Source organism: Lutibacter oceani (assembly GCF_003384935.1).
Classification (GTDB): Bacteria; Bacteroidota; Bacteroidia; order Flavobacteriales; family Flavobacteriaceae; genus Lutibacter; species Lutibacter oceani.
In genome coordinates this window covers 377,300-390,594 of record NZ_QTTQ01000009.1, presented here as the reverse complement: position 1 = coordinate 390,594, position 13,295 = coordinate 377,300, and the positions used below count along the sequence as shown (strand labels likewise).

Genomic DNA, 13,295 nt, shown 5'->3' with positions numbered 1-13,295 from the left:
TATTTAGGTAAAATAATGAATCTAGAGGAGTTTAAATTAAAATATCAGAAACAGCCAGTTATTGAATATTCAAATTCGGTTACGGAAACTCCATTAGTCTCAGTTTGTGTGCAAACTTACCAACATGTTAAATATATAGAACGGTGTTTAAAGGGTATTTTAATGCAAAAAACATCCTTTCCATTTGAAATTTTATTGGGTGAGGATGCTTCAACTGATGGTACTAGAAAAATATGTTTGGAATATGCTAAAAAGTATCCAGATAAAATTAAATTGTTTTTACATCACAGAGAAAATAACATTAAAATTAATGGAAAACCAAGTGGAAGATTTAATTTTGGGTTTAATTTGTTTAATTCAAAAGGGAAATATATAGCCCTTTGTGAAGGGGATGATTATTGGACAGATCCCTTAAAATTACAAAAGCAAGTAGGTTTTTTAGAGAGTAATAATAATATAGTAATCTGTGGAACACAAACAAAAAAACTTAATAAAGAAAATGTGTTAGAGGAAATTTTTAATACATCTTTTATAGAAAAAAATGAAGTTTTTTACAGTAGAAAAGATGTATTAAAAAAAAATCCGTTTGATACATGTTCCGTAGTATTTAAGAATGGGCAATTTCCAAAGGAACTATTTTTAAACTACAATGCTCCAGATTGGATTTTATACTTGTTTTTGTTAAAAAAAGGGATGGGGTGTATATTAAAAGATATTACAGCAGTTTATAATTACCACGGTAATGGTATTGCTTCTACTTTAACACATATTACTTATTTGCAGTATAGGTTACATGATAGGATGCTGCTTATGAAAAATAGTAAATTAATAGATAAGAATATTATTAAAAAGGCAGGAATTATTCTTATTTGGAATTATATAAAACAAGCAATTAGGTGGAGAAAAGAGTTTATAATAGCCTTATATAGCAATAGAAAATTAATAATTAAGTTTATATTAAATTAAAAAACGAGTCAGTATATATTTGCCTAATATGTACAATTAAAAGTTGATAAAATTATTAAAAATTAACTATGAATCTAGAGGAGTTTAAATTAAAATATCAGAAACAGCCAGTTATTGAATATTCAAATTCAGTTTCGGATACTCCATTGGTTTCAGTTTGTGTACAAACTTACCAGCATGTTAATTATATTAAGGAATGTTTAGAGGGTATTTTAATGCAAAAAACATCCTTTCCATTTGAAATTTTATTGGGTGAAGATGCTTCAACTGATGGTACTAGAGAAGTATGTTTAGAATATGCAAAAAAATATCCTGATAAAATTAAGCTGTTTTTACATCATAGAGAAAATAATATAAAAATTAACGGTTCAGCTACAGGACGTTTTAATTTGTTAAATAACTTATATAGTGCTAATGGCAATTATATAGCATTATGCGAAGGTGATGATTATTGGACGGACCCTTTAAAATTACAAAAACAAGTTGATTTTTTGGAGAAAAATGAGGATTATGTAATTTGTGGACATGACCGCAGAATTGTGGATGAATTTAATAATGTTATTATCGAAACTGGAGTTAGAAATTTAAATAAGCAAGGTTTGTTAACACTAACAGTCGTTTTTAGAAATCATTTATTTGATAACATATTTTTTAATACTTTTATTAAAGTAGCAAATGGAGATTCTTTCTTGTTTTTATATTTTGAACAGTTTGGTAAAACAATTTTATTAAATTTTAAAGGAGCAAATTATAGAATACATTCAGGAGGTATTTGGAGTTCCACTAATCGAATAGAGAGATATGAAATGGGAATAAATACTTATACACATATTGTAAATTACTTTATGATAACTAAAAATATTCCACTATTAAAAAAAGCTTACTATAATTTAGCGAATATTGAAATAGATTATGGTTATTATCTAATGGAAAACTCTTTTTATAAAAAAGCATTTATCCAGTTTTTGAAATATAATAAAACATTTATTTCTAATAATTTAAATAAGTATTTTGTTTTACTAATCAAGATAAATATTCTTTATATAATAACTTTAATAAAGAAAATAATTGGTTAGTTATATTTTTTTATTAGATGCATTTAAATTCATAAAATGATAACAATAATAATCCCATATTATAAACGTATATTTTTTGAAGAAACTTTACAATCTTTAGCAAAACAAACGGATAAGCGCTTTAAGGTTTTTATTGGTGATGATGCAAGTCCTGAAGACCCAACGAAACTTTTAGAGCAATTTAAGGGTTTATTTGATTTTAAATATAAAAAATTTAAAACTAATTTAGGTGCTAAATCTCTAGTGCAACATTGGGAGCGTTGTATTGCCTTAGCAGTTGAAGATGATAAGGATTGGTTATTAATTTTAGGAGATGATGATATTTTAGGTAAAAATGTAATTGATGAGTTTTATAAAAATTTAGACGAGGTTAATGAGTTGAATATTAATGTGATAAAATTTTCAACGGTTGTAATTGATGAATTTAATAAACCAATTACTAAGGTTTTTAAAAGTGCAAAAATTGAAAAATCTACAGATGCATTTTATAATAAAATAAGTGATAGTGCGCGTTCATCTTTAAGTGAACATATTTTTAGAACAGCTGTTTATAAGGAAAAGGGATTTCAAAATTATAGTTTAGCTTGGCATAGTGATGATATGGCTTGGTTACAGTTTACGGATTTTGAAAATATTTATAGCTTAAATAATGCGTTAGTCTCTATTAGAGTCTCTAATAATAGTATATCTGGTTCAGAATCAAATAGTATAGAAAAAAATAAAGCTTCGTATCAATTTTATCATGAGTTAATATATAAGTATTTTAACAACTTTAGTTGGAGACAGAAAAATTTAATCCTAAGAATATTTGAGACGAAAACACTTTTAGTTAAGGGGAAAAAAATTAGTTCTTTTTATGAAATTTCTTTTTTGTTTTTGAAAAACAGGTATGTATTTTCTTTTTTTAGATTTACTTTTAGATTTTTAATAAAGCATAAAGCCTTTTAGTTTAAGCTATATATAATTTTAATGAAAATATCTCTTCTTTTAATAAACATGAATTTAGGTGGAACTGAAAAAGCATTTTTAAGTTTTGCCAATGAATTATTAAAATTAGATGTTGAACTGGAATTAATTTTATTAGAATACAAAGGTGAATTGTTAGGTAGAATACCGAAAGAAATTAATATAAAGGTTTTAGAATATGCAAAAGTTAAAAATTTATTTGAAAATGCTCCTTTATTAAATTTAAGAGTATTATTGAAACAACAACAATGGATGCTTTTTGTGCAATATCTTTTTTATAGAATTGTTCTGGTAAAGTTTTTTAATATGAAGTTTCCTTTTTATAAGTGGCTATCTAATTTAATGTTAGCATCAAAAACACATGCTACTGATGTGGCAATTGCCTATGCGGGACCGCATGAATTAATTTCTTACTTAGTTAGTGAAAAAATAGTTGCAAGAAAAAAAATTCAATGGATTCATTTTGATATTTCTAAAGTAAGTTTTGATTCAAAGTTTTATACTAAAATAGCAGAAAAATTTAATCAATTTTTTGTTGTTTCTAATTTTGTAAAACAACAATTATTGCTTAGTAATCAAATTTTTGAAGATAAAACCAACGTTTTTTATAATTATTTGCCAACATATAATTTGAAAAAACTAGCTAAAATAGGCATAAGTTATAACGATAATTATAAGGGGTTAAGAATTTTGTCAATTGGTCGTTTTACTGTTGAAAAGGGAATGGATATAGCTTTAAAAACAGCAGGGTTATTAAAGAAAAGTAAGGTAGATTTTAAATGGTATTTTGTAGGTGATGGGCCTCAAAAAAACAGTTTAATGAATAGTGCTAAATTAATGGGATTGGAGAATGATATTATATTTTTGGGTAAATTAGAAAATCCTTATAATTATTTGAAAAGCTGTGATATTTATGTGCAACCTTCGCGGCAAGAAGGTTTTGGGATTACAATAAGTGAAGCTAAATTTTTTAACAAACCAATTGTTGTTACAAATATACCTGGATTTAAAGAACAGATAGTTCATAAAGAAACTGGATATATCTGCAAAGGTTTACATGCTGAAAATATTTTAGAAGGGATAAAATATTTTTTAGATGAAAAAAACAGAACTCAAATTATTTCAAATCTTGCTATTTATAAAAATGGTAATCAAACGGAAATAAAAGAATTTTTAAAGGTAATAGATTGAAAAATATGAAAATAATCTATTGTATTGGAGCTTTAAATAAACCTGGTGGTGCCGAACGTGTTTTAGTAAATAAAGCAAACTATTTTGCAGAGGTATATGGTTATGAGGTTCATATTTTAATTGCAAACCAAAATGGAAAACCAATTTGTTATGAAATTTCAGAAAAAGTGAAACTTCATGACATGAAAATTACTGTATATCTATCAAAAAAAAGGATTCCAATAGTATCATTTTTTAAGAATGTAAAGAAACTTAAAAAACTTTATAAAGAAAAAATAGCACAAATAAACCCATCTATTATATTTGTATTAGAACGGGGGTATGATGATTTTATAATTCCTACCATACTGCCATCTATACCAAAAGTGAGAGAATCGCATTCTTCAATGGAGGCTGTGAAAATTATGGATAATTATGGATCTAGAAATGCTAAGCAGCGTATAATTAATACTGTTTTTACATGGCTTTATAAACGACAAATGATAAAATATAATCATGTAGTTGTATTAACAGAAAGAGATAAAAAATTTCGTTCTTATTTAAAAAACGTATCTGTTATTCCTAATATAGTTTCAAAATTTGATAGTTTCCCTTCAGAATTATTAAATTCAAAAGTTATAAGCGTAGGTAGGTTGGATAAATTTAAAAATTTTAAGGACCAAATTATTGTTTGGTCTACTATTGTTAAAAAACACCCTGATTGGAGGTTACATATTTATGGTGAAGGAAATGAAAAACCCAAGTTGTTAAAATTAATTGATAGCTTAGGTTTAACTAATAATGTTTTTTTAGAAGGAACATCAAGTAATTTAGCTGAGAAATACCAGGAATCATCAATATTTCTTTTCACATCAATGGCAGAAGGTTTCGGATTGGTTATAGTAGAAGCTATGCAATTTGGATTGCCAGTTATTTCTTATAATTGCCCTTGTGGACCAAGTGATATTATTGAAAATAATAAAGATGGAATTTTGTTAAAGGTTGGCGACTTAGAAAGTTTAGAAAAAAACATACTTGAACTAATTGAAAATAAGGAGAAAAGAAAATGCATTGGTGAAAATGCAATATTTAAAAGTAAAGATTTTTTACCTGAAATAATTATGATAAAATGGAATAATTTAATAAAGGATCTTTTAGATGCAAAGTAATAATGAAATAGCAATTATTATTCCAGTTTACAATGCTGAAAAATACATTGAAAAATGTTTAGATAGTATTTCAAATCAATCTTACAAAAAATTTGAAGTTATTATTATTGATGATGGATCTGTTGATGCAAGTAAAGAAATTTATAACAAATTTGTAAATATTGATGATAGATTTAAAGCTTTTTATCAACCTAATTTGGGGCCTTCAAGTGCTAGAAATCTTGGAATAGAAAAATCAAATAGTGCGTACATTACATTTGTTGATGCAGATGATTTTATAGAAGTTGATTATTTATTAAACCTTATAAGAGCTGCAAATAAATACAAACCTGATTTAGTGTGTGCAGGTTATTATGACTTATCTAAGTTTAATAAAAAACCACTACCTGTAAATGATTTTAAGCCATATGTTAATACTACTATTTTTATAAATGACTTTGTTTTAAACCTTTTTAAAGGTACTTCAGGAGTTTTGTGGGCTAAATTATTTAAAAGTGCTATTATTAAAGACAATAATATTTTATTAAACCCAAAAGTTAAAATGTCTGAGGATTTAATTTTTGTATTGGAATATGCCTTTTACACAAAAAGGATTCGTATTATAAATACTAATAATTATTATTACAATAGAATAAATGAAGAAGGAATTACTTCTAAACAAAACATTGAGTTTTTTTACTATTTAGCATTAACTAATAAGGCTATTCAAAGTGTTTTTGAAAAAAATAAATTTCGGCTAATAGCTATTCAAGATTTAAAAACAGAACGGATTTGGGCGTTATTAAAATTACTGTCGTTTAATATGGCTAACGATAACGTGGGTATTTTTAAAAAAAGGAAAAATATTAATAGTATTTTAGAAAATGAGTATGTAAAAAAACACCTTTTTTTAATAAAAGAAGAACGCTTTTTTTTTGGGATTCATTTGTTTTTTTTAAAAAAGGGATTAACAGTTTTAGATATACTATATTGTAATTTACTAAAAAAAATGATTGATATTAAAAGATATCTGAGGGGAATATGAAAAAAATTTTAGTAGACATATACCTTGCTTTTAATTTAGGTGACGACTTATTTTTAGATGTTTTAGCCAAAAGATATCCAAATTATGAAATTACAATACTTCATCCTGGAGATAATTATAATTCATTTTTTAAGCAATATAAAAATGTTAAGAAGCTTCCATATAGTTATCTAAATAAAGGTTTAAGGAAAATAGGTATTTATAATGTTCTTACAGATTATAAGAAATTTGCTAAGAAATATGATGTTTTGTTATTTTTAGGTGGTGGTATTTTTAGGGAAGAAAGTTATTCAGAGTCTTTATTAAAATATAGGTATGAAATTATTTCAAGTTTTAATAAAAATAATAAAAAAATATTTTTTTTAGGTTGTAGTTTTGGTCCATTTAAATCAAAAGACTTTTATACAAAGTATTTTAATTTATTTAAGTTATGTGATGATATATGTTTTAGGGATCTTTATTCTTTTAATCTTTTTAAAAGCCTTAAAAATGTTAGGTATGCACCAGATATTTTATGGTCTTACAATTTAAAGAAATACGAATTGAAAGATAATAATATTGGGTATTCCTTAATAAATCCTAAACATAAGCTCGGTTTAAGTCAGTATTATTACGAGTATTTAGAATATACCAGTAAATCAATTATTAAAAATATTAAAAGAGGGTATAAAATTAATTTATTATCCTTTTGTGAACAGGAAGGAGATTTAATTGTAGTTGAAGAAATCTTAAAAAACATACCAATAGAATTTAAAGAACATATTTTGGTTAGTAGTTATAATGGAGATATAGAAGCTATGTTAGAAGTTATTTCTAAATTAAAGTGTTTAGTTGCTGCAAGATTTCATGCTGTCCTACTAGGGTTGTTAAGCGAAATAAATGTTATACCAGTTATTTATAGTAATAAAACAAAAAATTTATTGAAAGATATTAAATTTAAAGGGACTGTAATTGAGTTTGAAAATTTACAATTATTAGAGAACATTGAATGTATAACAGAAACATTAAAAATTAATAATTTGAAAGTAGAATCTGAGTCTCATTTTCTTAAACTAGATCAATATTTGATGCGTAAATAGTAATTGCTTTTCCAAATTAATAAATAACAACATGAAACTACTTTATATCACAAATGCAATCAATGGTTCTGGAGGTTTAGAGCGTGTACTTGCTGTAAAAGCAAGTTATTTGGCTGATAAAATGGGATATGAAGTACATATTTTAACTTTAAATGGTGGAGATAAACAACCATTTTATGATTTTAGCCAGAATATTAAATTTCATGATATAACAGTAATAGGAAATCCATTTAACTATTTATTAAGTTATAGGGCTGGTATAAAAAAAACAGTAAAAAAAATACAACCACATATAATTTCAGTATGTGATGATGGTTTAAAAGGAATGTTATTTCCTGTACTATTCGGGAAAAAGATTCCTGTTATTTATGAGCGTCATGTATCAAAACAAATTGAAAACAGCACAGGTTCAACATCACTTGCTCATAGTTTAAAAATAAAACTAAAGTTTGCTGTAATGAATGTTGCAGGTAGTAAGTTTCATAAATTTGTAGTACTAACTGAAGGGAATTTAAAAGAATGGAAGTTAAATAACATAGTAGTAATTCCAAATCCATTACCTTTTAATAGTGGAGAGTGTGCTACACTTACCAATAAAAAAGTATTGGTTGTTGGTAAGCAATCCTATCAAAAAGGATATGACAGGTTGTTGGATATTTGGAGTTTGGTTCATGATAAATTTCCCGATTGGAGTTTAGAAGTTTATGGGAAATTAAACCCAACATTAGGATTAGAAGAAAAAGCAAAACAATTTAATATTGATAAATCATTAAAATTTTATCCACCAATTAAAGACATACAAGCAAAGTATAAAGAAGCAGCTATTTATGTTATGACTTCGCGTTTTGAAGGTTTTGGGATGGTACTCATTGAGGCTATGAGTTACGGTGTTCCGTGTGTAGCTTTTGATTGTCCGCACGGCCCTGCGGATATTATAAAAGATGGTGAAGATGGTTTTTTGGTAGCTAATGGTGATATTGATACCTTTGCTGCTAAATTAATGGCTTTAATGGAAAATAAAGCTTTAAGACAGCAGTTAGGCACGAATGCATTAAAAGATGTAAATAGGTTTAATGTAAATGAAGTTGTAAAAAAATGGGATGATTTATTTCAATCTCTGGTACACTTAAAATGAAAAAGGTAGCAATATTTGTTGATCAATTACATACACATGGTGGTATAGAAAAATTGGTAGCCATTAAAGCCAATTATTGGGCTACACAATTTAAGTATGATGTAAGTGTAGTTAGTACCGAAAATAAAAACCAACCATTAATTTATGAATTGGATCCAAGGGTTCATTTCATTGATTTAAAAATAAATTATAAGCGGTTAAAAAGTTATTTTTCCATCCAAAATTTGATGCTTTTAGTAATTAACATCTTAAAAGTTCAAAAATATATTTTAAAAGAAAAGCCAGATTTTATTGTAGTAGCATCACACATACCAATTACTTATATATTACCTTTTTTAATACTTAGAAAAACAAAAATTATAAAAGAGTTTCATTTTACTAAATATTTTTATACTAATAAAATGAAAGGGATTAAATTAAAACTATTGAATTTTATTGAGGCAAAATATGATAAGTTAGTAGTGCTAAGTGCTGAGGAGTCTATGTTTTATAAATCGCAAAATATAGAGGTAATACCCAATCCTGTTATAATTAATTCAAACCAACAACTGAAGAAAATAGCAAGTAAAGAATTGATAGCAGTAAGTGTAGTTCGTTTTGCTCCAGTAAAACGTTTGGAATTGTTGGTTGAAATATGGGATCAGTTTTCTAAGGTAAACTCAAATTGGAAATTGCTGATTTATGGTACTTTAAATAATATATATGCCAATGAAATTGTTGAACTGGTAAAAACAAAAAAATTAGAACACTGTATCATTTTTATGAATGAATCATCTCATGTTTTTAATGAGTTAAACAAATCCAGAGTAGTTTTAATAACTTCGGAACAGGAGTGTTTTCCAATGGTTATATTAGAAGCAAATTCAGTTGGTGTACCGGTAATTGCATTTGATTGCCCAACAGGGCCGCGAAATATAATTAATAGTGCAATTGATGGCTTACTGGTTGAAAATAATAATATTGAAGCCTTTGTAACATCCTTATTTGAGTTTAGTACTAATGAAAGTTTACAAAAAAAAATAGCTAAAAATGCATACATAAATTCAAATAATTATAACTTAGAACACATTATGAACTTATGGAATACTAAAATTTTTAATAGTTAATGTGTATGAAAATCTTATATTTTTTTGGTCAAATATTGCTTTTACCTCATTTATTATTATTTCTGTTTTCTAATAATAAAGTTATTATAATTCAAGATTTATATGCAAGAAAAACGGTTGTTAATAAAGGGGTACATTTAGGATATGATTTAACATTAGAGTTGTTAACCAATCGCTATTTTAGAACTTTATTTTATTTTAGAATACACAGTTTTTTTTCAAAATTATTACGTGTTTTTTATCCAAAACATCCTAGTTTTACAATTGATATTCATACAAAAATAGGCGGTGGACTAAAATTGGCACACCCTTACGCTACAATTATTAATGCTGAGGAGGTTGGAAGTAATGTTTATATAAATCACTTAGTTACCATTGGAGAAAAGGAAGGTAAAAAGCCAAGTATAGGTAATAATGTTCAAATACATGCCCATGCTATAATTATTGGAAATATAGTAATTGGTGATAATGCTATTATTGGTGCTGGTTCTGTTGTAGTTAAAGATGTACCTAAAAATGCGGTTGTGGCCGGGAACCCAGCTAAAATAATTAACCAGAAATGATTTTTAATTCCATAATACCACTTCCGTTTTATACGCCATTTTTTTACAATGCCTTGCTGGTCGTAATTTTAATTACTTTTTTGAAATTACAAGTTAAAGGGTATGTTATCCAAAGTGCTTCAAAAAAAGAGTATGTTTCGTTGTTGTTTTTATTTGCGGTTACATTGTATATGGGGTTGCGTCCTATCAGTTTTGTTTTTGGTGATATGGGTATTTATGCAAAATATTTTAGAGAATTCTCCAATGGAGCTGAAATAACCAATAACAAGGATTATTTTTGGCGGTTGTTTATGAAATTTTGCAGTGGGATTATGACTGTCCAATACTTTTTTTTACTCTGTGCTATACTGTATGTAATACCTTTATATAGTGCTGCAAAAAAATGGTTTGGAACTGACCGCTATTTTATTTTTTTAATGTTGATTGCTTCTTTTTCTTTTTGGGCTTACGGCACCAATGGCATTCGGAATGGAATTGCTACTTCATTTGTTATTTATGGACTTTCTTTAACTAAAAATAAGTACCTTAAATATGGTGTTTTTTTAATTGCTTATTTAATTCATGGAAGTGTTATTATTCCTATTGCTGCCTACGTTTTAACATTGTTTTATACAAACACCCGTCATTATTTAATTGGCTGGTTGTTGGCAATTCCCTTGTCATTAGCATTAGGAGGTTTTTGGGAAAGCTTATTTGCATCTGTGGGTTTTGGAGGAGATCGATTAACTTATTTGACAGATGCTCGGTTTGCTGATCAATTTTCGAGAGTGGGTTTTCGATGGGATTTTTTATTGTATAGTGCAGCTGCTGTGTATGTTGGCTATTATTTTATTTTTAAGAAGCATTTTGATGATAAATTGTACCACCAGTTATTTAATATTTATGTAACTGCAAATGCTTTTTGGATTTTGGTAATCCGTTCCAGTTTTTCAAACCGTTTTGCCTATTTATCATGGTTTTTAATGGCTATTATTATTTTTTACCCATTTTTTAAACAGCGTTTTTTTGTAAAGCAACAAAAAGTATTGGCATATACGGTGCTAATTTATTATGGATTTACATATTATATGACATTATAAATGAAAAAAATTACTGTTTTTACACCCACATATAACCGCGCCTTTTGTTTGCCACAATTATATAATAGTTTGGTAAATCAAACTGTAACAGATTTTTGTTGGTTGGTTGTGGATGATGGTTCTACGGATACTACTAAAGAATTAGTAGCATCTTGGATAAAAGAAGGTAAAATAGCAATACAGTACGTTTTTCAAGAAAACCAAGGAATGCATGGAGCACATAATACAGCGTATGCTTTAATTAAAACTGAATTGAATGTTTGTATAGATTCAGATGATTATATGCCAAACAATGCTATTGAACTTATTTTAAATAAGTGGAAATCTGTTTTAAATAAAGAAAAAATTGCTGGTATTGTTGGGTTGGATGTGTTTAAAAATGGTGAAATTGTTGGGAAACAGTTTCCGAAACAAATAGAGTTTAGCTCACTTTCTGATATTTATAACAAGTATAAGGTTAAAGGAGATAAAAAATTAGTGTTAAGAACTGATGTGGTTAAAAAATATCCAAAATATCCAATTTTTAATGGAGAGCGTTTTGTGCCATTAGGAATCTTGTATTTAATGATAGATCAAGAGTATCAATTGGTCTGTTTAAACCAAGCGTTATGTGTGGTAGAATATTTACCAGGTGGTTCATCCAATACTATTTTAAAACAATACAAATTAAACCCTAAAGGGTTCCGTTATGCAAGAACAGTAGAGTTAAAGTATGTACATGATTTCAGAACTAAAATTAAAAAAACGTTACATTTTATATCATCCACATTGTTTATAGGAGATTATAAATTTTTTAAAAACAACCCAAAAAAAGTACTTACCTTTTTGTGTTTACCTTTAGGATTTTTGTTTCATTTATACATTGTTTTTAAAAGTAAAAAATGAAAGTACTTCAAGTAATAAACAGTTTAAATACGGGCGGTGCCGAAAAATTAGTGTTGGAAACCTTGCCTTTATATAATAAAAAAGGAATAGCCATGGACTTGTTAGTACTTGATGGAGCAAATTATCCTTTTTTAAAAACGTTAAAAAAGCAACAATGCTGTAAAATATATAGTTTAACAAATAAAAGTATTTATAACCCTTTCCTTATTTTTAAAATTATACCTTACTTTAAAAAATACGACGTAATTCATGTGCATTTATTTCCAGCATTATATTGGGTGGCATTTGCAAGTATGCTTAACCTTAAAAAACCTAAAATAATTTATACTGAGCACAATACAACAAATACACGCCGAAGTTCAGCAATTTTTAGGTTAGTAGATAAATTTATTTATAAAAGGTATACAAAAATAGTTACCATCTCTAAGGAAGTTGATTTAAATTTAAGAAGCCATTTAAATTTTAAACCTTCAAAATTTAAATTAATAAATAATGGTATAAACCTTAAAAATTATAAAAATGTAAACCCAAATCCTAAAAATATATTTTTTACAGAACATGATAAAATTTTAATTCAAGTATCAAGTTTTACAGAACAAAAAGATCAAGCTACATTGATTAAAAGTTTAACAGAACTACCAAACTATATTAAGCTATTGTTGGTTGGTGAAGGGGAGTTAAAACCTGAATGTGAAGCTTTGGTAAAAAAGTTACAATTAACATCCAGGGTACAATTTTTAGGGATAAGAATGGATGTGCCACAGCTTTTAAAAACAGCTGACATAATAATTTTGTCATCTTACCATGAAGGATTATCACTTTCAAGTATTGAAGGCATGGCCTCAGGAAAACCTTTTATAGCTTCAGATGCACCGGGCTTAACAGATGTTGTAAAAGGAGCAGGTTTATTATTCTCGGTTGGTGATGCACAATCTTTAGCAAAACAGATTATGAAGTTGCTTAATGATGAGAATTATTATAACGAAGTTGCAAATGCTTGTTTAGAGCGTTCAAAAAAATATGATATTCAAATGATGGTTGAAAAGCATATAGGATTTTATAAAACAATAACTTAAA

13 protein-coding genes are annotated in these 13,295 nt (G+C 26.9%); all 13 read left to right on the top strand.

The window, feature by feature from the left end; genetic code table 11:
* The first annotated feature begins 15 nt into the window (after positions 1-15).
* The 13 genes from BX611_RS01825 to BX611_RS01765 all read left to right on the top strand — a co-directional run bounded on the left by BX611_RS01825 (position 16) and on the right by BX611_RS01765 (position 13,294).
* Positions 16-966 carry a glycosyltransferase family 2 protein gene (locus BX611_RS01825; protein WP_115877782.1) on the top strand — a complete coding sequence of 317 codons (951 nt, stop codon included), beginning with the start codon at positions 16-18 and terminating at the stop codon, positions 964-966.
* 68 nt (positions 967-1,034) lie between these two features.
* Entirely contained in the window at positions 1,035-2,042 is a 1,008-nt protein-coding gene (locus BX611_RS01820; protein WP_115877781.1) for a glycosyltransferase, read from the top strand.
* Positions 2,043-2,078: 36 nt separating this feature from the next.
* Positions 2,079-2,990 (top strand): glycosyltransferase family 2 protein, encoded by a 912-nt coding sequence (locus BX611_RS01815; RefSeq protein ID WP_115877780.1) that lies wholly within the window; start codon positions 2,079-2,081, stop codon positions 2,988-2,990.
* Positions 2,991-3,011: 21 nt separating this feature from the next.
* Positions 3,012-4,199 (top strand): glycosyltransferase, encoded by a 1,188-nt coding sequence (locus tag BX611_RS01810; RefSeq protein WP_115877779.1) that lies wholly within the window; start codon positions 3,012-3,014, stop codon positions 4,197-4,199.
* Positions 4,200-4,204: 5 nt separating this feature from the next.
* Positions 4,205-5,347, top strand: a complete 1,143-nt coding sequence (locus BX611_RS01805) for a glycosyltransferase family 4 protein (RefSeq protein WP_115877778.1) — start codon at positions 4,205-4,207, stop codon at positions 5,345-5,347.
* Positions 5,337-6,371 (top strand): glycosyltransferase family 2 protein, encoded by a 1,035-nt coding sequence (locus BX611_RS01800; RefSeq protein WP_115877777.1) that lies wholly within the window; start codon positions 5,337-5,339, stop codon positions 6,369-6,371. The genes BX611_RS01805 and BX611_RS01800 overlap by 11 nt, the downstream gene beginning before the upstream one ends.
* Positions 6,368-7,450: a polysaccharide pyruvyl transferase family protein gene (locus BX611_RS01795; protein ID WP_115877776.1), complete on the top strand. Its 1,083-nt coding sequence runs from the start codon at positions 6,368-6,370 to the stop codon at positions 7,448-7,450. The genes BX611_RS01800 and BX611_RS01795 overlap by 4 nt, the downstream gene beginning before the upstream one ends.
* Before the next feature lie 31 nt (positions 7,451-7,481).
* Positions 7,482-8,585 carry a glycosyltransferase family 4 protein gene (locus BX611_RS01790; RefSeq protein ID WP_115877775.1) on the top strand — a complete coding sequence of 368 codons (1,104 nt, stop codon included), beginning with the start codon at positions 7,482-7,484 and terminating at the stop codon, positions 8,583-8,585.
* The gene (locus tag BX611_RS01785; RefSeq protein WP_115877774.1) at positions 8,582-9,691 is read left to right on the top strand and encodes a glycosyltransferase; all 1,110 of its coding nucleotides are present in this window, start codon (positions 8,582-8,584) and stop codon (positions 9,689-9,691) included. The genes BX611_RS01790 and BX611_RS01785 overlap by 4 nt, the downstream gene beginning before the upstream one ends.
* Before the next feature lie 5 nt (positions 9,692-9,696).
* Positions 9,697-10,254 carry a serine O-acetyltransferase gene (locus tag BX611_RS01780; protein WP_115877773.1) on the top strand — a complete coding sequence of 186 codons (558 nt, stop codon included), beginning with the start codon at positions 9,697-9,699 and terminating at the stop codon, positions 10,252-10,254.
* The gene (locus BX611_RS01775; RefSeq protein ID WP_115877772.1) at positions 10,251-11,333 is read left to right on the top strand and encodes an EpsG family protein; all 1,083 of its coding nucleotides are present in this window, start codon (positions 10,251-10,253) and stop codon (positions 11,331-11,333) included. Before BX611_RS01780 ends, BX611_RS01775 begins: the two co-directional genes overlap by 4 nt.
* Positions 11,334-12,218 carry a glycosyltransferase family 2 protein gene (locus BX611_RS01770; RefSeq protein ID WP_115877771.1) on the top strand — a complete coding sequence of 295 codons (885 nt, stop codon included), beginning with the start codon at positions 11,334-11,336 and terminating at the stop codon, positions 12,216-12,218.
* Positions 12,215-13,294 carry a glycosyltransferase gene (locus tag BX611_RS01765; protein ID WP_115877770.1) on the top strand — a complete coding sequence of 360 codons (1,080 nt, stop codon included), beginning with the start codon at positions 12,215-12,217 and terminating at the stop codon, positions 13,292-13,294. Before BX611_RS01770 ends, BX611_RS01765 begins: the two co-directional genes overlap by 4 nt.
* Position 13,295 lies beyond the last annotated feature (1 nt).

Bases quoted from the DNA above. Each gene is read 5' to 3' on its own strand.
- BX611_RS01770 (WP_115877771.1), top strand. From the start codon at position 11,334: ATGAAAAAAATTACTGTTTTTACACCCACATATAACCGCGCCTTTTGT.
- BX611_RS01800 (WP_115877777.1), top strand. From the start codon at position 5,337: ATGCAAAGTAATAATGAAATAGCAATTATTATTCCAGTTTACAATGCT.
- BX611_RS01780 (WP_115877773.1), top strand. From the start codon at position 9,697: ATGAAAATCTTATATTTTTTTGGTCAAATATTGCTTTTACCTCATTTA.
- BX611_RS01775 (WP_115877772.1), top strand. From the start codon at position 10,251: ATGATTTTTAATTCCATAATACCACTTCCGTTTTATACGCCATTTTTT.
- BX611_RS01785 (WP_115877774.1), top strand. From the start codon at position 8,582: ATGAAAAAGGTAGCAATATTTGTTGATCAATTACATACACATGGTGGT.
- BX611_RS01795 (WP_115877776.1), top strand. From the start codon at position 6,368: ATGAAAAAAATTTTAGTAGACATATACCTTGCTTTTAATTTAGGTGAC.
- BX611_RS01810 (WP_115877779.1), top strand. From the start codon at position 3,012: ATGAAAATATCTCTTCTTTTAATAAACATGAATTTAGGTGGAACTGAA.
- BX611_RS01805 (WP_115877778.1), top strand. From the start codon at position 4,205: ATGAAAATAATCTATTGTATTGGAGCTTTAAATAAACCTGGTGGTGCC.
- BX611_RS01790 (WP_115877775.1), top strand. From the start codon at position 7,482: ATGAAACTACTTTATATCACAAATGCAATCAATGGTTCTGGAGGTTTA.
- BX611_RS01765 (WP_115877770.1), top strand. From the start codon at position 12,215: ATGAAAGTACTTCAAGTAATAAACAGTTTAAATACGGGCGGTGCCGAA.
- BX611_RS01825 (WP_115877782.1), top strand. From the start codon at position 16: ATGAATCTAGAGGAGTTTAAATTAAAATATCAGAAACAGCCAGTTATT.
- BX611_RS01820 (WP_115877781.1), top strand. From the start codon at position 1,035: ATGAATCTAGAGGAGTTTAAATTAAAATATCAGAAACAGCCAGTTATT.
- BX611_RS01815 (WP_115877780.1), top strand. From the start codon at position 2,079: ATGATAACAATAATAATCCCATATTATAAACGTATATTTTTTGAAGAA.